This window comes from Streptomyces sp. NPDC046759 (genome assembly GCF_040645475.1).
Classification (GTDB): domain Bacteria; phylum Actinomycetota; class Actinomycetes; order Streptomycetales; family Streptomycetaceae; genus Streptomyces.
This window is the reverse complement of the sequence record NZ_JBEYYJ010000004.1, coordinates 177,439-197,838: the sequence shown is the minus strand read 5'-3', so window position 1 is coordinate 197,838 and position 20,400 is coordinate 177,439. Positions and strand designations below refer to the sequence as shown.

Genomic DNA, 20,400 nt, shown 5'->3' with positions numbered 1-20,400 from the left:
AGCTGTGACAGAGAGGAAGACGGGTCTGCCCGCCTGCGCGCAGGGGCTTTTTGACGAACGTCAGGCCTTCGCCGCGCTCGCAGCCCGCCGAGGCCCGGACTGGTACGACACCGTGATGGAAGCAATCCGGGGAAATCTCATACTCAGGCAGGTCGACCGCAGCGAATTGCGAGACGCCATCCTGGAGGTCTCACCCGCCCATGCCCTGGATCTGGCCCGGCTGATTTCCCGTGGATCTCTTCTGCACGGCCCCCACGCATCTCTTCGCACACCAGACGTGGAGCGCGACGCTTGTCTGCGGGACATCCTGGAAGCCGTAGGGACCAGCGCACGCTTCTTCACGAATCATGGGCATGCAGAAGACGGTGAAGAGGCTGACTTCCTGGCCTCGTCATTTCACGCCCATACTCTTGTCGGGACCACCATCGACATCTGTCTCATCGGAGTGTCGGATGACAACGTCTTGGTGCTCTGGCGCTTCGAGGAGGATTAGCCGTTCGCGACCATCCACCCGCAGTCCCACAGCACCCAGAAAGGACCAAGGTGCGTACCCGTTCCGCCACCTATCCCGACCGCGAGACCGCCCAGTGGGCCACCCAGCAGGTCGTCACCGCGAACGAGCAGGCGATCCACCGCTGGCTGGCGCAGTCCACGCGTCCACGCCTGACCATCGAGGCGTCCTGGCCGTCCCGGTCCGAGCCGGTCGGCCGGGTGCTGCTGCAGGCGATGATGCTGGCCGGACGGGAGCCCGTCGATGTGCGGACCGCTCGTGTGATCCTCAAGCGCGACGCCGCCCGGCCCCATGGCTTCACCGTCCACGCCACCTTCCCGATCTACCTGTAGAGACTAGAGGCTGATCACCGTGCCCCTGAGCCCTCTAGAACACGACCGGCGCCACGGCGAGCTCGACCAGGTGATGCGTGCCTACGTCGGGCAGCCCGCCGACGACACCCCGGACAAGCCGAGCGCGGCACTGACCGCCTATCTGCGCCAGACCTGGCACAGCCGCCCCTGGGCACTCGCCACCGCCGAACGGCAGCTGCGGGAGTACGCCGACCACCCGCCGGGACGGCTGCGGCTGCGACTCGGCGAGTTCTACGCCGTCCCCGACGTCGGCCTACCCGAGCAGGACATCCAGCAATGGCTGTACTGCCTTGCCGACCACATCAAGCACAGCCTCGAGGAAGGCGAGGTCCCGCCCTCGGCCGCCCCAGCCACCCACTGGGAGTGGCACGCCCGGTTCCCGGAGACGGGCCAGTTCCTCGGCGGCTGGTTCTCCCAGGACATGCCGGACGAGTTCGACGACCGCGATGCCGCCGTAGAGGACTACCGGATCTCGGCCGATCCCCACCTCCTCGCCCGGCTCGTCGGCGAGCTGCACGAACTGCTTGCGCTCCGTCTCGACGAGTCCGACTACGCCCTCGCGGTCGCCGAACTGGGCATGGAGGTCGATCCGCCCACCCCATACTCCCCCAGCGCCTGGCTGGTACATGTGGCCGGCCGACTCACCGACCCGCAGGCCGAGTACGGATCCTGAGCGGAACTGCGGAGCGACCTGACACGGCGTCGTCCCGGCGTCGCGCGCCGTGCCGCTCGCCGCGAAAGGTGGCCACTCGCGGTTCCGCCGGCCGGGAAGAGGCCTCGGCCGGGCCGAGTTCAGGAGACCTTAGACGTCAGGTACGTCAGGTAAACCCCTCCCTCGCAGTCGGGCATCTTCCGCAGTGTCCAGCGGCCCCGGACGGTCGTGGAGGAGAAGTTCGACTCGGCGTCGTCCTTCTCCACCTCCCCGTCCGTCGGGGCGTATCCGGCCTTGGTGAGCTGCTTGTGCAGAAGGGCCAGGGTGGCGTCGAAGCCGCTCCGTACGACCGTGGCGACGATCAGCCGGCCGCCGGTGCGGTGCTCCACAGAGGTCACGACCGTGCCCTCGGGCATCGGCAGATCCGCGGGGAAGTCCTTGGGAAGCGGCAGTGAGGCGGCGGTGGGGCAGCCGTCGGGCACGGAGGCGGCCGTGTACGGCGTCGCACGCAAGGGTCCGGCGTTCCGGGTCGCGGGCGAGCATCCGGTGACGGCCGCCAGACCGAGGACGGCGCCGACCAGCACGGCAGCCGGGGCGAACGGCTTCACCTAGCGGCCTCCCTTGGGCTTGTTGTGCTTGCCGACGACCACGGCGTCGTACGCGCCGTACAGCGTGTTGCCGGAGGACTGGCGGGCGATGGAGGCCAGTGCGTCGTAGTTCTGCGCGCCACCGGTGGCGCAGGTGCCGGTGCAGCCGTCGGCGTAGGCGGCGAGCACGCGGCCCTGGGCGTCGAGGGTGACGTCGATGAAGTCCAGGAGGTTGCGGTCCTGGCCGCAGGTGGTGCCGCCCGTGCAGATGGACCCCTTCTGTACCGGGTCGGTGGGGGTGGCGTCGACAGTGACCCAGGACTGGCCGCCGTCGTAGGTGGTGGCCACGTACAGGTGCCAGACGCCCTTGAAGCCGGCCGTGTCCTGGTAGTTGCCCCCGGTCGTGGTGCCCAGGAAGGCGAAGGCGGCGCGGTTGTCGTCGCCCGCGGTCATGGCCGGAAAGACGATGTTCTTGATGCCGAGGGATGCACCGACGTTCTGGTCGTACAGCCACGTCTTGCCCTTGTCGTGGCTGACGGCGATCCGCGCGGTGCCGTCGCTGTTCTGGTAGCCCATGTACACGGTCCCGCCGGCGCCGATTCCCACGCTCGGGTCGGAGTCACCGGGGGTGCTGGAGGGGTTCTTGCGGACGGTCCACGTCAGCCCGTTGTCCTCGGACACGGCCACGGCCTGGTTGCCGCCGCAGCCCTTGTTGGGCACGTACACCGTGCCGTCCGGGGCGACCTTCACATGCCCGTGCAGGCCGCCACAGTCCAGAAGCGAGTACATCGGAACGGCGGGCCCGTACGTCAGCCCGCCGTCCCGGCTGACCGCGCAGGAGGCGTCGGCGATGTCCTGGGAGCAGTAGTACACGGCGTTGGGGTACGACGTGATGGCGCCCGGCCCGCCCTGGGCGAAGGGGCCGCCGCCGATGGTCTGGTGGTCCACACCGGAGTTGATGCCCGAGCCGCCCGTCGGTGTCCACGTGTCGCCGTCGTCGTCGGTGTAGCAGGTCAGGGCCGTCTTGCCGGCGAGCTGCGACTCGAAGGTGCGGTGGGTGGCCGGGTCGGTGAACAGGATCGGGTCGAGGCTGGTGGTGCTGCCCTGGGGACAGCCGCTGGTCGCGTTCGCGCTCTTGTCCTGCCAGGTGGCGGCGCCGGCGCCGTCGTAGCTGACCTTGAGCGTCGAAGTGTACGCCTGGAACATCGCGGCACCGGTCGCGCGGTCGACGCCGATCGAGGGTTCGCCGGCGTTGTGCGCGTCCTTGATGCTGTCGGGCGCCGAGGAGTTCGCGTACGTCGGCGGGGTCGCCGTACTGGGCGGCGGATCGGCCGGATGGGGGACCAGGCTCGCGGTGCCGGTGAAGCTGTCGCCGAGCGGGGCGTACGGCACCACACGCACGGTGTACGACGCCGTCACCGCCGGAAGCAGCACGGTCTCCGGATCGCTGGAGGAGGCGGAGGCGGCCACCTCGCGGCCGTCCGCGTCGAGGACGTACAGGTCGAAGTCGGCGGTGGAGTCCGGCCACTTGACGTCGACGCGCAGGCTGTGCCCGGCGTCGTAGCCCACGGGCACTGACACCTTCAGGGTGTAGTCGTCGCAGAGTTGTGCATTCCCGCAGCTCACCGTTCCGGCAGCGCCGGAGACGTTCGGGACGGCGAAGGGACCGGCGCTCCACGTGGTCGTGGGCCCGGTGTCGCTGATCGATCCGGAGGACGGGGTGGCGGCGTCGGCAGACACACTCGGCAGGGTTCCGGCGATGAGTGCCAGCAACCCGACGGCGAGACGCCCCCGCGACCGCGGTTGGCGGTGAAGACGGAGTGTCGAGAGGAGAGCCACAGGTACCTCGTGGGTTCGCGAGTCGGACCAAGGGTGGTGGTGCTGCGGTACAGGTGGTGCCTTCGTCTGCTCTACGAGGAGGCAGGCGGTGTCCGTCGCGAGAAACCGAACTCTCTTCGAAACGGGCCGAACACTGCGCACGGGTGCACCAGAAAGGACTGTGAACAAGGCTTGACATAGGTCATCGAGTCGGGCTCGCGCTCGCCCACGAGATCCATGCCCTGGTCAACGGTGGCGATCTGGACTCCGCCGCCCAGCTGCTGCCCCCAGAACGTCCCTATCCCGTCGGGGACGAACTTCTTGCCCACCTACGCGGCTGACGGGCTGCTCCACCCGGCGGCCGGCTCCGGCCCATGGGGCACCTCACCACCGCCACAGTGAGTATTTCGTATGATCCTTAGATCAGTTGAGACGCGAGATGCCGACACGGTGGGGGAACGGCATGGGGGCACCAGGCACAAACGCGGGTGACAGCGGCGGACCCGACCTCCGCGTGTCGTCCACGGGCCTGACGAAGCTCGCCGGCGACCTCGGTGAGATGCAGGACCACCTCGACAAGCAGATCAAGCGCATGGACGAACTCGTCGACCGTATCGAGGCCGGCTGGCGGGGCCCGGCGGCAACGGCGTACCGGGAGTTCCATCGTGCTGCCGCCAAGGACGCCGTACGTATCCGGGAAGTGATGAAAGGCCTGGAGCAAGCCGTACGGATGAGCCGTGACGGCTTCAGCGCCGACGAGCTGCATGTGCTCGAACAGATGCGTCGTATCCATGTGGACGTCGACAGTGAGGTCGACAGACTCTCCACGCCCCATGCCGCAGCCGACGACACGCCGGCTCGCCCGCACAGCAGCCTGGACGGTTTCTGACGCCCGCAGCGCCCCGTGCCGGCCTCGCACACACGGTCACCGACTCCAAGGGGGAATCATGTCGACTGGTGCCGACGGCGACCACATATCCGTCTCGTTCGCCGCACTCCACGAACTGGCCGTCGAGCTGGAAGACATCCTCAAACAGCTCAACGGCAGTCTGGACGACCTCTACGACCGCGTCGAACCGGTCGTGCTCTCCTGGAAGGGTGAGGCCCGCGAGATCTTCGTCGAGAAGCTCGACGAATGGGACCGCTCCGCACAGGACCTGCAGGCGGCCCAGAAGTGGCTGCACCAGTACGTGACCACCGGCCACGTCAATTACGCGGCAGCACACAAAACGGTCCTGCGCGGCTGGGGAGCCGCCTGATGGCCACCCCGGCGGCCCCTGGGCAGGGGAAGATCGATGTGACGCCATCGGTCCTCTACCAGGTCTCCTCGAACGTGGCCGGCCAACAGGATCCTCTCGACCGGGGGGTGAAGGCGTTCCTCGACGAGTTGGCGCGGTATCCGGACGGCGGCGGCAACGGTGCGGCCATGAAGGACTTCACGAAGGCCTATGTGAAAGTCGCCAATCGGTTCCTCGACGTGTGGGCCAAGTCCGTGGTGAGCGTCGGTGGTGCCGGCGTCGGATTCACCAGCACCGCCAACAACTACGCCGCGGCCGACGCGGCCACGGACCCCTCACCAACAGGTCAACCGACCCAGCGGCCCCTCCCCCATGTGATCGACACACCGCCCAAGTACGGCCCGGTCACCGACTTCAAGTGGGGGGACGCCGACGCCGGCCAGGACTTCGCGCAAAAGGCCCTGGAGGGACTGGAAGCCGCGGTACTCGCCGTCATGCGCCCTCTGCTGGAGCACGAGTGCCGTTGGGGCAAGGCGGCGAAGATCCTCCCACTGCCCGACCACCTGCAGCTGTACAAGATCTCTGAGACCTGGAGGATGCCGCAGACCACGCTCAGCATGGTGGACGGGATGCTGACCGGCTTCCTCGGCAGCATCACCGACCAGTCCAACCAGGAGTGGTACGACGCCATGCGGCAGTTCTGCAGCACGCTGTGGGGAACGTCCGCCTGGGGGCAGAACCGGGACGGCTACGACTGGGCGAACGACGGCGCGCGCAAAAGAGGAACCAGCCACCCTGTCTTCGCCGTCCTGTTCGACACCTGCGACGTCATGGTCGATGCCGTGTACAACGTGGCCCAGGCGGCGGAGGACGTTCGCGACGACCTGCACCGGATCTATCGACAGGCCGTGATCGACAGCATCAAGCAGCTCGATCCGCGAGAGTTGGACGTCACGGACGCCAAGAGCCTCGTGAAGGGGCTGTGGCACATGGGAAAGGGACTGGTCGCCGACGTGTCGGTCGGTATCGTCCTGAACATCGACGAAGACGCCATGAACGACGCCGTCGCCACCTACGACAACCGGGTTCACCGTCAGGCTCGACGCATCGAGGACCTGATGCCGGCGCTGGACGAGGCCTACACGAGCGCGCCGACCTTCACTGCGGAATCCGCCAGGGCCGAGGCATTCGGTGCGCGAGCTCTGACCGACTTCAAGGGCGACCCGCTCTACACGGTGCCGGGAGATGACGAATCGCACCACCGGTATCCCGTGGATCTCGCCAATCAGGAGGGGCTGGCGGGCGCGCACGTGATCGACAAGCACGTGGGAAAGACGGACGCGCAGTTGGAACAGAGACTCCGCGACCAGGCGAAGATACGCCCGGATGGTACGGTCGCCCCGATCGCCGCATCGACATTCACCGACCTGCCCTCAGCCCAGCGTTACACGCAGTCCGTCCTCGACGACCCGCGCAACCAGCAGAAGATCACAAACTGGCTGGCGAGCAATCCGAACCCGGACCGATCCACGCGAACGGTGGGCCTCACCTTCAACGATGTCGTCGGCAGGACCTGGACCCGAGGCGACTCCTCCGCCCACGACTCACATATCGTGAATGTGACGTTGCGACCCCGCCCAGGGGGTCATCCGCCCTATGTCGTCCTCACTTCCATGCCGAGCGACACGGTGCAGCAGTGAGGCTGCTCATCTCGAGCTGCACCTGTCACGGACCAACAAACCCGAGGAGGGACATCGGATGATCGATTCGACTTCTTGGCAGTCGGCTCTGCTGGAACTCTTCGGCGGGGCTTTCTCCTTTGCGGCAGCCGGCCCCCGGAGACATGAGGACTGGCGCCGAGACGTGCAGGCCGTCATGACGCTGAAGGTCTCCGACCCGCGGAAGTGGGAATGTCTCAACTGCCCGCCTCCCTCCTCTGCCGTCGAGAAGACCGAAGAGAAACCGTTCGCCGACCTACGCGTCGACGAATTCGATTCACTTCTCTACAGAGTCGGAAAGCGATCAGCGACCCAACTACTCGTCGCTCTGCAGGGTCTGCACTACCAGGCGACGAACATCCCGGACTTCGAGTCCCGCAAAGAGCGGCTTTTCGACTGCGCCGAACTGATTCTTTCCCGGTTCGGGCAGGAGGCCACCTACTACACCAATGCAGCCGAGGCTCGAGACAACTCCGACCCGAACCTGCTCAACCCGGACACGGAATGGAACCGCCTGTCCGACTTCACCACCGACTGTGGCCTGATTGTCGTTGCAGCCTCCGAAGTGGGGGTCTTCTGGGCCTTTGACGAGGATTGAAAGCGATCCATACATGCGTACTCGTTCCGCCACCTACCCCGACCGCGAGACCGCCCAGTGGGCCACCCAGCAGGTCGTCACCGCCAACGAGCAGCTGATCCACCGCTGGCTCGCCCAGTCGACACGCTCGCGCCTGACCATCGAGGCGTCGTGGCCGTCCCGGTCCGAGCCGGTCGGGCGCGTCCTCCTGCAGGCGATGATGCTGGCCGGGCGGGAGCCCGTCGATGTGCGAGCCGCCCGCGTCACCCTCAAGCGGGACGCCTCCCTCCCCCACGGCTTCGCCGTCCACGCCACCTTTCCCATCTACCTGTAGCGATCGCAGAGGCTGACCACCGTGCCCCTGAGCCCCCTCGAACACGACCGCCGGTATGGCGAACTCGACCAGGTCATGCGCGCCTACCACGGACACCCGGCGGACGACACCCCGGACAGGCCCGGCGCGGCCCTGACCGCTTACCTCCGGCAGACCTGGCACACCCGACCGTGGGCTCTCGCCGTCGCCGAACGACAGTTGCGTGACTACGCCGAGAATCCACCGGGGCGACTGCGGTTGCGGCTCGGGGAGTTCTACGCCATCCCCGACATCGGCCTCGCCGAGGGCAAGGTCCAGCAGTGGCTCCTGTGCCTCGCCGACCACATCAAGCGCAGCATCGAGGAGGGTGAGGTCCCGCCGCCGGCCGTCCCCGCCACCCACTGGGAGTGGCACGCCCGTTTTCCCGAGCTGGGCCAGTTCCTCGGCGGCTGGTTCTCGCAGGACATGCCCGACGAGTTCGCCGACCACGCCTCGGCCGTCGAGGACTACCGGGCCTCGACGGACCCGCATCTCGTCGCCCGGCTGATCGGGGAACTGCACGAGCTCCTCGCACTCGGTCTCGACGAGTCCGACTGCGCCCTCGCCGTCGCCGAGTTGGGCATGGAGGTCGACCCCCCGGCCCCCTACGCACCGGATGCCTGGCTCGCACTTGTGGCCGACCTGCTCACCGGGCCGCGTGCCGGCTAGTGCTGTGGCCGGGAAGGTGAGCCGGTGAACCTTTCCGGCCACAGCACTGGGAACGCCTGCACCACGACAGCCGGGCACGGCAACCGGCCCGCCTGCACGTCTGCCTCGGCAGCTGTGCCACCCCCCACCCCTGAGCACCGCGTCGCCCGAAGGGCCGAGCAACCTGTGCGTCACCCGTACGGCGGCCCTGGCGTGCAGCCGATTGCCACAACCGGAAGCCTAGGATCCGTCACCGAGAAGCGAGGAAAACATCCATTTTGTTCAGGTAGAGGCGGGCTCGCGCCATGACCGAAGGAGACGGGATGCCGCAGCGCGTCGGCAGAACCCGCTGGCGGCGCTTTGCGGCAGTCCTGGTCCCCAGCGTCGCAGCCTGCGCGGCCCTCGGCATCGCCATGGGACAGGGTGTACTGGCCGCGTCGTTCCTCATCTCCGGCAAGAAGTTCGAGGTCAGCGCGGACACGCTGACCGCTCGCGGGTTCAGCAGTTACAGCATGCTGGACGTGACCAGGCAGGGCGAGACCGTGCCGGTGCTGGTCACGGGATCCCGGCACTCGACGATCAGCGCGCTGTGCCAGTCCGTACTGGTCGAGGTCCCGGTGCTGGGCGTGCAGACGCTGAAGCTCACCGGGGGGAAGAAGCGACCGATCGAAGCATCGAACCTGTTCCTCGACACGACGTTCCAGTCGGCCGGGCAGGCGAATTTCAAGGGCCTCGACCAGGGAATCGCGCAGGGGGAGATCACCAAGGGCCCGATCAACCCGGGCGACAGGAAGTCGCGCTTCTTCGACCCCAACGGGTTCGGGCAGCAGGCCACGTCGGTCGTCCTGACCGATGTGCGCGTGACCGCGGTCGCGCTCACTGCCGGGACGTTCAACATCCCCGGCCTGCGCGTGCAGATCGAGCACGGCCGTCACGAATGCTTCTGAGTCCTGGGCGGGCCGAACCTGCCGAGCACCCCCGCAGCCGCCTCACACGGCCCGTGCGCAGGCCACACCGCTGATCGGGAAGACACGTGATCACCAACTTCTTCGGCAGACACCCCCGACCGCGCGTCAGCGCAGCGCGCGCCCGGCACAGATTCAGGACCTGGCGTGGCGAACGGCCCTTCTGGGCGGGGCTCTTCACCTCGACGGCGGGATTGCCCATCCTCTACTGGCCGTACGCGGATCTGGACCTGAGCGGGATTCCGCTGGCCATGTCGACCACATCGGGTGCCGCATCCCTGGTCATCGGAGTCCTGCTCATCACCCTGGGGCTCACCCTCTGGTACCACCCGCACCTGCGCCTGTTCGCCGGGATCGCCGCTCTCCTGCTCACCCTCGTCTCCTTCCCCGTCGCGAACTTCGGCGGCCTCTTCCTCGGACTGATCACCGGTCTGATCGGCGGCTCCCTGGCCTGCTCCTGGACTTCCGTCGTCATCGAACCGCCGACGGCCCCGGCGGACTGCGCGACCACCGACGTTCCGGCAGGAGAGAGTCGACCTCACACAGCTCGCGATGCGGCCCCTACCTCCCCGTGCAGTCCTCGGCGGCGTCGACGCTCAGGTTCTTGACCGCCTGCGGCTGGGCGGCAAGGGAAACGTGCGAGGAGCTGATCTCCACCGTCCTGCGGGCATGCGCCTGCTTCGCTTCGTACAGTTCCAGGCTCGGATCGATCGCCCGGTCCTGTCTGCCGCCAAGGGCGTCGGAGCCGTGCTCGTGACCCACGGCCACCTCGCGCTCCGCAGCCCGTCCACCCTGCGTGCGCCGCTGCACCTGGCCCGTTCCGGTGCCCCGAACACGGCCGTGGTCCCCGTCCCCCGGTCCTTCCAGGACGGCGGCATCCTCGACGTACCCGGTCGTCCGAGGGCGGTGCACACGCCCGGACGCGCACCGGTGATCCGGAAGGGGCGTCGTCGGTTCCGGCCGGCCTGTGCGGGCCCGGCGGCCGGCGTCTCCTGCGACTGACCGAGGAGGAGGTGGCCTCCTCGGCGGGCCGGGCGAGGGCGCCGCCCGGCCCGCCACCGGGGCGCCCGGTGAACGGCCCACTCCGTGCAGCCGGGTGCCGGGGCGCGGGGCCAAGAGCGGGAGAGTCGCGTACGGAGACCACGGGGAGGAACATCGGAGTCACGGAGGCAAGGTGGTGGCTATGGGGACGCCGTCGATGCATTTCAGCGAGAGCCCTGAGGATCCGTTCGCCCTGGGGCGCGGCGCCTCGGCCGTGCTCGACGATCGAGGCACCGTGGTCGGCTGGAGCGTGCCCGCACAGGACCTGCTCGGCTATCCGGCCAAGGAAGTGATCGGACGGGCGTGGCAGGACCTCCTGGTCGACGCCCGTGACCTGCCTGTCGCGCGGTCCGTCGTCGTGGACGCCGTGAGGGCGGGGGGATGGTTCGGTGTCCTGCCCGTCCGGCACCGCGACGGACGTCGCGTGGAGATGGGGTTCCGGGCCCGTGCCGTCACCCGGGAGGGGGGCGGCCAGGAGTGGCTGCTGGTCGGTGCTCCAGCCGCCGACGTCATCGCCTGGGAACGGGACCGTGCGCTGCTGGACGGCCTCTACCGCCGCTCCCCGATCGGGCTGGTCACCTACGGTCCGGACAGGAGAGTGATCCGGGTCAACCGTGCAGTCGCGAAGGCGAGCGGTGTCCCGGCCGAGGCGCCGGTGGGCCACCGGCCCCGCGAATTCATGGTCGACGAGGACGCGGGTCCGGCAGATGAACGGGTACGGCACGTCCTGGAGACCGGCGAGCCGTTGATCTTCACGGAGCAGTCCGCCCGGGCACGCCACGATCCGGGCCGGGAACGGATCGTGTCCGTCTCGGCGTTCCGGATGGAAGACCCCTCCGGCCGGGTGCTCGGCGTGGCCGAGACGATCGAGGACATCACCGACCGCCACCGGGCGCAACGCCGGCTCGCCCTGCTGAACGAGGCGAGCGCCCGGATCGGAACCTCCCTGGACGTGACACAGACCGCTCGGGAACTGGCCGGGGTGGCCGTCGAGGGCCTGGCCGACTACTGCTCGGTGGACCTCCTCAAGCCTGTGACGCTGGGTGACGAACCGGTGCACGGTGCGGCAGGTCCGCTGCTGCGGACCGCCCTCTCACCACCGGAACCCCGCATACCGTTCCGGGAAGGCGATGTGGTGCCGCTGCTGCCGGAGTCCGCGCAGGCACGGTGCCTGGCCGAGCGTCGCCCGATCCTCGAAGGGCTGCTGTCACTGCGCCCCGAGTGGTACGCCCTGGACCGGCGGCGGATCGAGCTCGCCCTGGGCCTCGGCGTGCATTCGCTGATCGCGGTGCCCCTGGTCGCGCGCGGACTGGTACTGGGCGTGGTGAGCCTGTGGCGGTCGCGCAATTCGGAGCCTTTCGAGGACGACGACGCCGCCGTGGCCCGGGAGCTCTCCTCACGTGCGGCCGTCTGCATCGACAACGCGCGCCGCTTCACCCAGCAGCAGAACACGGCGCTGACCCTGCAGCGCAGTCTGCTGCCGAGCGCGCTGTCCGACCTGCCGGCCGTGGAGGTTGCCTGCCGATACCTTCCCGCGTGCGGTGAACCGGGCCTCGGGGGTGACTGGTTCGACGTGATCCCGTTGTCAGGGGCCCGGGTCGCCCTCGTCGTGGGGGACGTGGTCGGCCACGGGATCCACGCCGCGGCCTCGATGGGCCGGCTGCGCGCCGCCGCGCGCACCCTGGCCAGCCTCGACCTGGGACCGGACGAGGTGCTGGCGCGGCTTGACGATCTGGTCGGGCTGCTGGCCGCCGAGCTGGAGGCGAACACTGACGGCAACCCGTCGGCGAGCGAGCAGGTGCTCGGCGCCACCTGCCTCTACGCGGTCTACGATCCGGTCTCCCAGCGCTGCTCCCTGGCACGCGCCGGCCACCCGGCGCCGGTGGTGTCCGCCCCGGACGGCGAGGTGACCGTGATCGATCTGCCGGCGGGTCCACCGCTGGGCCTGGGCGGCCTGCCCTTCGAGACGTACGACCTGGACCTCCCCGAGGGCAGCCTGCTCACGCTCTACACCAACGGCCTCCTGGAGGCGGGCGACGGCGACGTGGACACCGCGCTGGAGCACCTGGGCGCCTGCCTCACCAGCACCGCGCAGCCTCTGGATCGCACCTGCCACGCCGTGGTCGAAGCGCTGCTGCCCAAGGGCCACCTCCCCACCGACGACGTCGCGCTGCTCATCGCCCGTACCCGGGTGCTGCCGCCACAGAACGTCGCCTCGTGGCAGCTGCCCCTGGAGGCGACCGCCGCCGCCCGTGCCAGGGAGCTGACCACGGCGAAACTGACCGAATGGGGGCTGGCCGACCTGGCCTTCACCACCGAGCTGGTCGCCAGCGAGCTCGTCACCAACGCCTACCGGTACGCAGCCGGTCCCGTCACCCTGCGCCTCATCCGTACGCACTCCCTGATCTGCGAGGTGTCCGACACCAGCCACACCTCCCCCCACCTGCGACGGGCCCTCAGCACGGACGAGGGCGGACGCGGGCTCTTCCTGGTCGCGCAGCTCACCGAGCGGTGGGGCACCCGCTACTCCCACGACGGCAAGACCGTCTGGACGGAGCAGCCGCTGGCGCCCGCATGAGCCGCGACTGCGTTCGTCACCGGGCGCGCCGGCTGGGACAATGTCAGTCCCCGCCGGGTGAAGGTGGTGGCCATGCCCGCTTGGCATCTGCGCGACTATCGCGACGACGATCTCGATCAGGCCATTCAGATCTGGGACCAGAGCCGCCGCGCCGACGAGGACCGGGTGTTCCCGGTCTCCGAGGTGATGGCCGCGGCCAAGGCCGGTCAGACGGCGGTGGTCGCGGTGGTCGGCGAGGAGCTGGTCGGCATGGCCGTGGCCCAGGCGCACGGCAAACGAGGGTGGATCCTGCTGGTGGCACTCGCATCCCGGTGGCGCGAGCGCGGGATCGGCAGTGCTCTCCTCGCCGAGTTGGAGCGGCGGCTGCGCGCGCAGGGCGTGCGCCACATCAGTGCGCTGCTGCCCGCCGGTGCCGCCGGGACGAAGGCCCTGGAGAACTCCGGCTACCGGTGCCGTGACGGCCTGACCTACTTCGAGAAGCTGGAGCCGCCCGGCACCGCCAACGCCGACGTTCTCCAGGCGCTGGGCGGCCGCATGCTGCCCGAGGGGCTCTGGGACGCCATGGCGGGCATGGAGCGCGAGAAGCAGGTGGTCGAACGCCGTGTGGTGCTCCCGCTGACGGAGCCCGCGCTGGCCGACCGTTACGGTGTCGCCCCTCCCAAGGCAGTCATCCTGTTCGGCCCCCCGGGCACCGGGAAGACCAGCTTCGCCAGAGCGGTCGCCTCGTGGCTCGGCTGGCCGTTCGTGGAGCTCTTCCCGTCCCGGCTCGCGGCCGACACGAGCGAGGGGCTGGCCGCGGCACTGCGCGAGGCCTTCGCGGATCTGGCGGAACTGGACTCGGTGCTGCTCTTCATCGACGAGGTCGAGGAGATCGCCGCCGTGCGGTCCGGGAAGGCGGTCGATCCGGGGCACGGGGTGACCAACGAGTTGCTCAAGCTGATCCCCGGCTTCCGTGAGCACGACGCACGGCTGCTGGTCTGCGCCACCAACTCCGTGCGTTCGCTCGACCCGGCCTTCCTGCGGCCGGGCCGCTTCGACCACGTCATTCCCATCGGCCCACCGGACCCGACCGCTCGCGCGGCGATCTGGGCCCGCTACCTCAGGGCCGCCGACGCCAAGGTGGACCTCGCGCAACTGGTCGAGGCCAGCGAGCTGTTCACCCCGGCCGACATCGAGTTCGCCGCCCGCAAGGGAGCGCAGGCGGCGTTCGAGCGCGCGGTCACCGAGCGGTCGGGCCGGCCGGCCACCACCGACGACTACATGACCGCCATCGCCGACACCCGGCCGACCCTCACCGCACAGGCGATCAAGGAGTTCGCCGAGGACATCGAGAAGTACAGCCGCCTGTGATCCGGCCGGGGCCGGTGTCCCACCGCCGGAATCCGGTGGACCGAGGTCGCTGACCCGCAGATGGATCCGGCAGGCCGCTGCGCCCTCGGCCGTCTCCGGAAGAGCTCCGACAGACGGATGATCACGGGGCGGACGGATGATCGGGATCGTCCGGGGCAGCCCGGCCAGTGGGTCCGGATCGGAAGCGTATCGGAAGCGCGAAACCGGCTCCCACCCGCCCGATCTCGGGCAAGGTGACTCTCGCCACGCCGTTGGAACGAGCCAAACCCCGGCATCCGCCGGGAGTTGCGAGGGCCCATGAACCACACCCACGAGCCGCCGAGCCTCATACCCGCTCCGGGACAGGAACGGACGTACACGCTGGTCATCGCCGGTGTTCCGCTTCTGCTGATCCTGCTGATGGCGGTCCTGCCCCACCTGGTGTCCGGCGGCACCGACGCGTCCGGAACCACCTCGGTGGACGGCCAGGGCGGCTACTCCTCCTTACCCCCGCTGACGGACACGCCGACACCGGACACCTCCACGGCGTACGGCACGGACCCGTCCACTCCCGTCGGCGGCGACTCCACGGACCTGTTCCCCAGCCCGCTGGACACGGAGGCGACGGACGACAGCACGCCGGGCACGGACGGGGCCACCGGTCCCGCCGACACCGTCACCCGTTTCTTCGACGCCATCAACATGCGTGATTTCCAGACCGCCTGGGAGCTGGGCGGCAAGAACCTCGACGCGTCGTACGACTCCTTCGAGTCGGGCTTCGCCACCACCGAGCACGACGAGGTCACCATCGAGTCCGTCGACGGCGACACGGTCTCGGTGAACCTGGCCGCCCAGCAGACGGACGGCACGGAGCAGTCGTACAGCGGTCAGTACACCGTGGTCGACGGGGTCATCACGCACGCCACGATGACCTCGGCCGGCTGAGGGGAGCGGAGAGCAGAGCCATGGCCAACGACATCCTTTCCGTTCCCGCTCCGTCGCCGGAACCGGCCGATACCGTCGTCGGGCGCCCGTCCGTGGACGCGACGAGCGACGCCACCCGGCTGCTGTCCGCCGGCACGTATCTGGACCCGGTCTACCGCGCCACCGTCATCCGCGAGCTGCTGACCCACCGGTTCCGGGTCGTGGCGCCGTCGTACGGGTACGACGCGGTCCCCGTGCTCGCGCACGCCCTGGCGGCGCGCCGCCTGCACCGCCTTCGGCTGGTCCTGCTCGGGGCCGGCTTGCTCGTCACCTTCCTCCTCATGGTCGTCGGGGCGCTCAGCGGCTTCGCCGCGCTGCTGGTGGCGCTGTGGCTGCTGTGGGCCACCGCGTTCCTGCGGCGGGTCGTCACCCTCCAGCAGCTGTCGACCCGGCTGGCACGCCGCACCGGCGCGGAAGGCCGCGGGAGGGGGTTCAACGGCTCCTATCCCGAGCATCCCGAGCTGACGGACCTGCTCATCGCCAAGATCAACCGGGAGCAGACCTCGGACAGCAGTCAGATCTGCTACGGCGGCTACAAGCCGTTCGTCGGCGCGGGTGATCAGGTGCGGCGCTGGTCCACCGCCGAGCTGCTGGTCGGCGCGCCGACCACCGTGTTCGAAGGCCGGCCGGCCCCCGGCGTGCCCGGCACGCCCACGACACTCGCCGCGAACGGCACCGACCACACCGCTGCCGTGAACGGCACGGCCGGCGCGGCCGGCCAGGAGTCGCGGCGCAAGGAGATCGTCCCCTTCACCGTCGAGGAGATCACCGACTACGTGTCGGCCCGCATGACCGCCGGACTGCGCGACGAGGCCGACCGGCTGGCGCGGATCGAGGGGCTCGCCGTCGAGCGGAGCACCTTCACCACGGCCGTCACCACCCTGCACGGCGCGCTGACGGCGATCCCGGCGCAGAGCGTCAGCCACTGGAAGGACGCATACGGCTCCGGGCGCGCGTACCTGTGCATCCGGGTGGGTTCATGGAACCAGGAGCTGGTCACCACGGCGTTCGTGGGCTTCGACCTCAAGGGGAGCACCCTGCACACCGAGTTCTACTCGTATGTGCTGGGGCCGATCCGGGCGAGTTTCCATCTGGTGGACCGGCTCCCCCCGAAGCTGGACGGCCGGACCCTGCTCAAGGTCGCCTGGCACACCCTGCGGGCCACGCCCGAGGCCGCGCTGCGGTCCCTGGTCTCCCGGGCGCCCTCGGCCCTGTCCGGGCTGCTGCCGTGGAAGCGGAACCGGATCGAGCTGCCGAAGCCGCTCGACACCAGCGAGTTCGGCCTCGGCCGGTACGCGGACACCGTGGTCAACCGCGGGGCGCTCACCAGCATCCGGGAGCTGGCCGCCGGCAGCGCCTTCCACGTCTTCTTCCAGGAGACGGACACGATCAAGTACACGCAGATCGTGGAGCGTCAGCTCCTGCACGTCATCCGTGAGTTCCTGCAGGAGCACAACGTGGACGTGGCGGAGCACGAGGCCCGCCAGACGAACATCCTCAACTACGGCAGCAACAACAGCTTCGTGAACGGCAACAACAACACCACCAACTCGGGCACGCAGAACCACTTCGGCGGCTCCGACGGCGGTCGAGGGGCGGGAGCGGCATGACGGACACCTCCGCAGGCGGCAACAGCAGCAACTACGGCAGCGGCAACACCTTCGGCACCAACAACAGCTTCGTGACCGGCGACAACAACACCACCAACTCGGGCACGCAGAACCTCTACGGAGGGGCCCCCTCCGGTCCCCGACCGCTGCACGGGAAGCAGGACGGTCGTGGCGGTGCGCAGCCCTCCCCCGACCGTCGCCGCAACGTCTTCGTCGTCCACGGCCGGGACGAGGAGGTCCGGACGAAGATGTTCGGTCTCCTGCGCCGGCTGGATCTGCGCCCGCTGGAGTGGGAGGACCTGGTCAGAGCGACCGGCAAGACGGCGCCGTTCCTCGGCGAGGTCGTCGCGAAGGCGCCCGAGCAGGCCCAGGCCGCCCTCGTCCTGCTCACCCCGGACGACCTCGTCGAGCTCCACCCGGAGCTGCGGGGCACGCACGAGCCGCCGTACGAGACGGAGCCCACCGGTCAGCCCCGGCCGAACGTGCTGATCGAACTGGGCATGGTCCTGATGGCCTACCCGGAGCGCACGCTGATGGTGGAAGTCGGTGCGCTGCGCCCCATCGCCGACATCGCAGGCAGGAACGTCATCCGGTTCGACGGCTCGGAGGCCGCCCTGGGCAAGATCGTACAGCGGCTGAAGCTGGCGGGCTGCACGGTCGACGACACCGGCTCCGAATGGCGCCAGACCTGGCCGTACAGCCATCTGTCGGCGTACGGCCGCACCGGGCGGGGTCTGCCGCCGACCCGCTGAGCCGCGGTACGGGCCCGGTGGCCGGTCGGCCGTGTTCCGGGGGAGGGCCCGTACCGCCCGTCGCCGGACCGCCGGTGGCAGTCGGCGGCCACCGCGGTCCGGCGGCGTACCGCGGGTTCTGCGCGCCGTACCCCCCGGCGTCGTCGTCGGACCGCTGATGACCGTGACGCTGCGCCGTACCGTCGGGACGGACGGCGCCCGGTGTCAGACATGGCGCCGGGCGCCGGCCGCCAGGCCGGCCAGGAACGCGCCGGTCTCCGGCAGGTCGATCCGCCGCAGCTCGCCGGGGCGGACCACCACGTGCAGCTCACGGCAGACCATCCGCTCCCACGAGTGCGCCACGAACGACAGCAGGATCAGCCGCAGCAGGCTGTCCTCGTCCAGGTCGTGCAGCCGGGCGAGCCCCGCACCGGTCAACGGCATGGTGACGCGTTCGAGCTGACCGTGCCGGTGCACGGCCTCCCACAGCCGGTCCAGGCCGAGCCACAGCTCCCGGACCCCGGAGGAGGCGACGCAGTCGTTGCCCATCCTGCTGTAGGCGACGGCGAAGACGAGCTGGGGGCGGGCGCCGAGGACGGCGACGGTCCCGACCGGGTACCGGGCGCGCTTGCCGCGCGGCTTGTCCTGCGCGCTCTCCCGCGTCACCGGGGCGCACCCGTCCAGCGAGGCGGCCAGCTCCGCGTCCAGCAGGGTGGCGTCCCCGGCGTAGCGGCGGGCGAGCAACTGTCCCTGGACGCTGTCGTCGTTGATGACGACACCGTCGTCCACGCGGGTGTCGAAGGTGTCGGTGAATCCCACCACCAGGTGACCGGGCTGGTCGAAGAGGTCACCCTCCTCGACCACCACGGTCATGTGCGGACGGGTGAACTCCTGCCGCACGGCGGCCTGCGGACGCGCCCGGGCCAGCCCCCAGGTCAGACACAGCGCCACGGAACCGGCCAGCACCGGTCCGGGCCGGGACAGGACCTGCGGGAACAGCTGGCCGACGAACTGCACGACGGCCGACATCCCGCCGAAGGCCGCCAGCACGTTGCCCAGGAACACCCGCCACCCGCGCCAGGACCGTGGCAGCCGCGATCGCACGGGACGGGGCGCGGGGCGTGGGACGGTCAATCGCATACTTCCCCCAGGGCATCTTGGTACGCTGACAACGCTGTTGACGGGGTGTCATGCGGCGGAGGGGGCGAGGCGGGTGCAGACACCGCCCGTACGCGTGCACGTCCTGGGTCCCGTCCGGCTGGAGGTGAACGGCGCTGCGGTCCGCCTGACCCCGCTGACCGCCCGTCTGCTGCTGCGTCTGGTCGCCGCCGAGGGCGAGGCCGTGACCGCGCGCCGGCTGTACCGGGACGTCTGGCAGCAGACCGTGGAACTGCCGCACCAGGGCCTGCGCAACCGCAACGAGGTGCAGAAACGGATCCTGGAGCTGCGGCGCGCGTTCGACCTCGCGGGGCCGGGTCACGGGGCGCGGATCGTGCGGACCGGGCAGAAGCCGACCGCGCGCGGCGCCGAGAGCACCTACCGACTCGACCTTTCCGTCGAGGAGTTGGACAGCACCGAATTCACCCGGCTGGTCGGTGATGCGCTGCGCGCGGCACCGGCCTCGGCCGTGCGGCTGCTGGGGGACGCGCTGGCGCTGTGGCGCGGCCGGCCACTGGCCGAGGTGGACGGCGAGGAGTTCGCGACCACGCCGGTGCGGCGGCTGACCCAGCTCAAGGAGACCGCGCTGCGCGAACTGATCGGCGCACACACGGCACTGGGCCGCTACGACCTCGCGCTGCCGGTGGCCGAACAGAGAGCCCGGGACCGGCCGGACGACCCGGAGGCCGGCGCCGTGCTCGCCCGGCTGAACGCCCGGCTGCGCGAGCGGCACGGCGACGAACTGCTCCGCCACACCCTGCGCGGGCTGCGGGTGGACGTCGTCGTGATGCGCGGCGACCTGTTCGACCAGGACGACGCCAACCTGGTGGTGGGGTTCTGCGACACCTTCGACACCTTCCCCGACGACGTGGTGATCAGCCGGGACAGCGTGCAGGGCCAGCTGGTCGACCGGCTCTTCGAGGGGCGGCACCGGCTGCTCGACGACAAGCTGCGCCGCAGTCTGAAGGAGTTCACCCCGCTGGCCACGGAGAGCGTCCAGGCGAAGCGGCGCGGCCGGCGCACCCGCTATCCGATCGGCACGGCGGTGGCCGTCCCGGCCGGTAGACGCCGGATCTTCGCGCTCGCCTACTCCCGGCTGGGCAACGATCTGCGGGCCCGGTCCGCCCCGGCGGAGCTCCGGCTGAGCCTGGAACGACTGTGGCCCGCGGTCGCCCGGCACGGACTGTTCAAACCGGTGGCGCTCCCGCTGATCGGCGCGGGTCTGTCCCGGATCGTGGAACTCGACCGCACGCAGCTGCTGTCGCTGATCGTCGAGACCTTCGTCCGGAGCCTGCGCCAGGACCCCGCCGTCTCCCCCGAGCTGCGCGTCGTCATCCGCGCCGACGAGCTGGCACGGACCGACCTGTCGGCGGTCGAGGCGTTCCTGCGCGGGATGGACGAGCGGGGCCTGGCACTCCCGCCGACCGCCACCGGTTGACCTCTCCACACCCCCAGCAAAGATCCGCCACCCCTTCCCCCGACAGCCACCGCCCGCTTCCCGAACACTTCCGAACCGCTTCCGGACGGCTCGCGGCAGGCCGGCCGGGTTC

Annotated in this window: 21 protein-coding genes and 1 pseudogene; 19 read left to right on the top strand and 3 right to left on the bottom strand. The window is 69.8% G+C overall.

Features of this window, described 5'->3' with window-relative positions:
- Positions 1 to 4 precede the first annotated feature (4 nt).
- Genes ABZ919_RS07540 through ABZ919_RS07530 form a run of 3 tightly spaced genes read left to right on the top strand, consistent with a single transcriptional unit; the run spans position 5 to position 1,537 of the window.
- Positions 5 to 493: a hypothetical protein gene (locus ABZ919_RS07540; protein ID WP_361243811.1), complete on the top strand. Its 489-nt coding sequence runs from the start codon at positions 5 to 7 to the stop codon at positions 491 to 493.
- Between the two features lie 50 nt (positions 494 to 543).
- On the top strand, positions 544 to 843 hold the full coding sequence (locus ABZ919_RS07535) for an RNase A-like domain-containing protein (protein WP_361243809.1): 300 nt from the start codon (positions 544 to 546) through the stop codon (positions 841 to 843).
- Positions 844 to 862: 19 nt separating this feature from the next.
- The gene (locus ABZ919_RS07530; protein WP_361243807.1) at positions 863 to 1,537 is read left to right on the top strand and encodes a contact-dependent growth inhibition system immunity protein; all 675 of its coding nucleotides are present in this window, start codon (positions 863 to 865) and stop codon (positions 1,535 to 1,537) included.
- 119 nt (positions 1,538 to 1,656) lie between these two features.
- Here ABZ919_RS07530 and ABZ919_RS07525 read toward each other — a convergent pair whose 3' ends face one another.
- Complete coding sequence (locus tag ABZ919_RS07525) at positions 1,657 to 2,124, bottom strand: hypothetical protein (RefSeq protein ID WP_361243806.1); 468 nt, start codon at positions 2,122 to 2,124, stop codon at positions 1,657 to 1,659.
- Positions 2,125 to 3,843 (bottom strand): sialidase family protein, encoded by a 1,719-nt coding sequence (locus ABZ919_RS07520; RefSeq protein ID WP_361243804.1) that lies wholly within the window; start codon positions 3,841 to 3,843, stop codon positions 2,125 to 2,127.
- 299 nt (positions 3,844 to 4,142) lie between these two features.
- Between ABZ919_RS07520 and ABZ919_RS07515 the strand changes: the two are divergent.
- The 15 genes and pseudogenes from ABZ919_RS07515 to ABZ919_RS07445 all read left to right on the top strand — a co-directional run.
- Positions 4,143 to 4,262: pseudogene (locus ABZ919_RS07515) on the top strand (DUF4291 domain-containing protein); the annotation flags it as partial.
- A gap of 173 nt (positions 4,263 to 4,435) precedes the next feature.
- Positions 4,436 to 4,810 carry a WXG100 family type VII secretion target gene (locus tag ABZ919_RS07510; RefSeq protein ID WP_361243802.1) on the top strand — a complete coding sequence of 125 codons (375 nt, stop codon included), beginning with the start codon at positions 4,436 to 4,438 and terminating at the stop codon, positions 4,808 to 4,810.
- A gap of 58 nt (positions 4,811 to 4,868) precedes the next feature.
- Positions 4,869 to 5,180 carry a WXG100 family type VII secretion target gene (locus ABZ919_RS07505; protein WP_361243800.1) on the top strand — a complete coding sequence of 104 codons (312 nt, stop codon included), beginning with the start codon at positions 4,869 to 4,871 and terminating at the stop codon, positions 5,178 to 5,180.
- Positions 5,096 to 6,859 (top strand): RNase A-like domain-containing protein, encoded by a 1,764-nt coding sequence (locus ABZ919_RS07500; RefSeq protein ID WP_361243799.1) that lies wholly within the window; start codon positions 5,096 to 5,098, stop codon positions 6,857 to 6,859. Before ABZ919_RS07505 ends, ABZ919_RS07500 begins: the two co-directional genes overlap by 85 nt.
- Positions 6,860 to 6,917: 58 nt before the next feature.
- On the top strand, positions 6,918 to 7,475 hold the full coding sequence (locus tag ABZ919_RS07495) for a hypothetical protein (protein WP_361243797.1): 558 nt from the start codon (positions 6,918 to 6,920) through the stop codon (positions 7,473 to 7,475).
- 13 nt (positions 7,476 to 7,488) lie between these two features.
- Positions 7,489 to 7,788, top strand: coding sequence for an RNase A-like domain-containing protein (locus ABZ919_RS07490; RefSeq protein ID WP_361243795.1), 300 nt, complete (start codon positions 7,489 to 7,491; stop codon positions 7,786 to 7,788).
- A gap of 21 nt (positions 7,789 to 7,809) precedes the next feature.
- Positions 7,810 to 8,475: a contact-dependent growth inhibition system immunity protein gene (locus ABZ919_RS07485; RefSeq protein WP_361243794.1), complete on the top strand. Its 666-nt coding sequence runs from the start codon at positions 7,810 to 7,812 to the stop codon at positions 8,473 to 8,475.
- Positions 8,476 to 8,777: 302 nt separating this feature from the next.
- Positions 8,778 to 9,401 (top strand): DUF6230 family protein, encoded by a 624-nt coding sequence (locus tag ABZ919_RS07480; RefSeq protein ID WP_361243792.1) that lies wholly within the window; start codon positions 8,778 to 8,780, stop codon positions 9,399 to 9,401.
- Positions 9,402 to 9,487: 86 nt separating this feature from the next.
- Positions 9,488 to 10,027, top strand: coding sequence for a DUF6114 domain-containing protein (locus ABZ919_RS07475; protein ID WP_361243791.1), 540 nt, complete (start codon positions 9,488 to 9,490; stop codon positions 10,025 to 10,027).
- 61 nt (positions 10,028 to 10,088) lie between these two features.
- Positions 10,089 to 10,421, top strand: a complete 333-nt coding sequence (locus ABZ919_RS07470) for a hypothetical protein (protein WP_361243789.1) — start codon at positions 10,089 to 10,091, stop codon at positions 10,419 to 10,421.
- Between the two features lie 181 nt (positions 10,422 to 10,602).
- Positions 10,603 to 13,038: a SpoIIE family protein phosphatase gene (locus ABZ919_RS07465; protein WP_361243787.1), complete on the top strand. Its 2,436-nt coding sequence runs from the start codon at positions 10,603 to 10,605 to the stop codon at positions 13,036 to 13,038.
- A 72-nt stretch (positions 13,039 to 13,110) separates the two neighbouring features.
- Positions 13,111 to 14,388 (top strand): bifunctional GNAT family N-acetyltransferase/ATP-binding protein, encoded by a 1,278-nt coding sequence (locus ABZ919_RS07460; RefSeq protein WP_361243785.1) that lies wholly within the window; start codon positions 13,111 to 13,113, stop codon positions 14,386 to 14,388.
- 297 nt (positions 14,389 to 14,685) lie between these two features.
- Complete coding sequence (locus ABZ919_RS07455) at positions 14,686 to 15,312, top strand: hypothetical protein (protein WP_361243784.1); 627 nt, start codon at positions 14,686 to 14,688, stop codon at positions 15,310 to 15,312.
- Between the two features lie 20 nt (positions 15,313 to 15,332).
- Positions 15,333 to 16,961 (top strand): hypothetical protein, encoded by a 1,629-nt coding sequence (locus ABZ919_RS07450; protein WP_361243782.1) that lies wholly within the window; start codon positions 15,333 to 15,335, stop codon positions 16,959 to 16,961.
- Positions 16,958 to 17,713, top strand: coding sequence for a nucleotide-binding protein (locus tag ABZ919_RS07445; protein ID WP_361243780.1), 756 nt, complete (start codon positions 16,958 to 16,960; stop codon positions 17,711 to 17,713). Before ABZ919_RS07450 ends, ABZ919_RS07445 begins: the two co-directional genes overlap by 4 nt.
- Before the next feature lie 204 nt (positions 17,714 to 17,917).
- Here ABZ919_RS07445 and ABZ919_RS07440 read toward each other — a convergent pair whose 3' ends face one another.
- On the bottom strand, positions 17,918 to 18,757 hold the full coding sequence (locus tag ABZ919_RS07440) for a macro domain-containing protein (RefSeq protein ID WP_361243778.1): 840 nt from the start codon (positions 18,755 to 18,757) through the stop codon (positions 17,918 to 17,920).
- 148 nt (positions 18,758 to 18,905) lie between these two features.
- Here ABZ919_RS07440 and ABZ919_RS07435 point away from each other — a divergent pair, with 148 nt between their 5' ends.
- A complete protein-coding gene (locus tag ABZ919_RS07435; protein ID WP_361243776.1) occupies positions 18,906 to 20,288 on the top strand; it encodes a macro domain-containing protein in 1,383 nt (460 codons plus the stop codon).
- Positions 20,289 to 20,400: the final 112 nt, after the last annotated feature.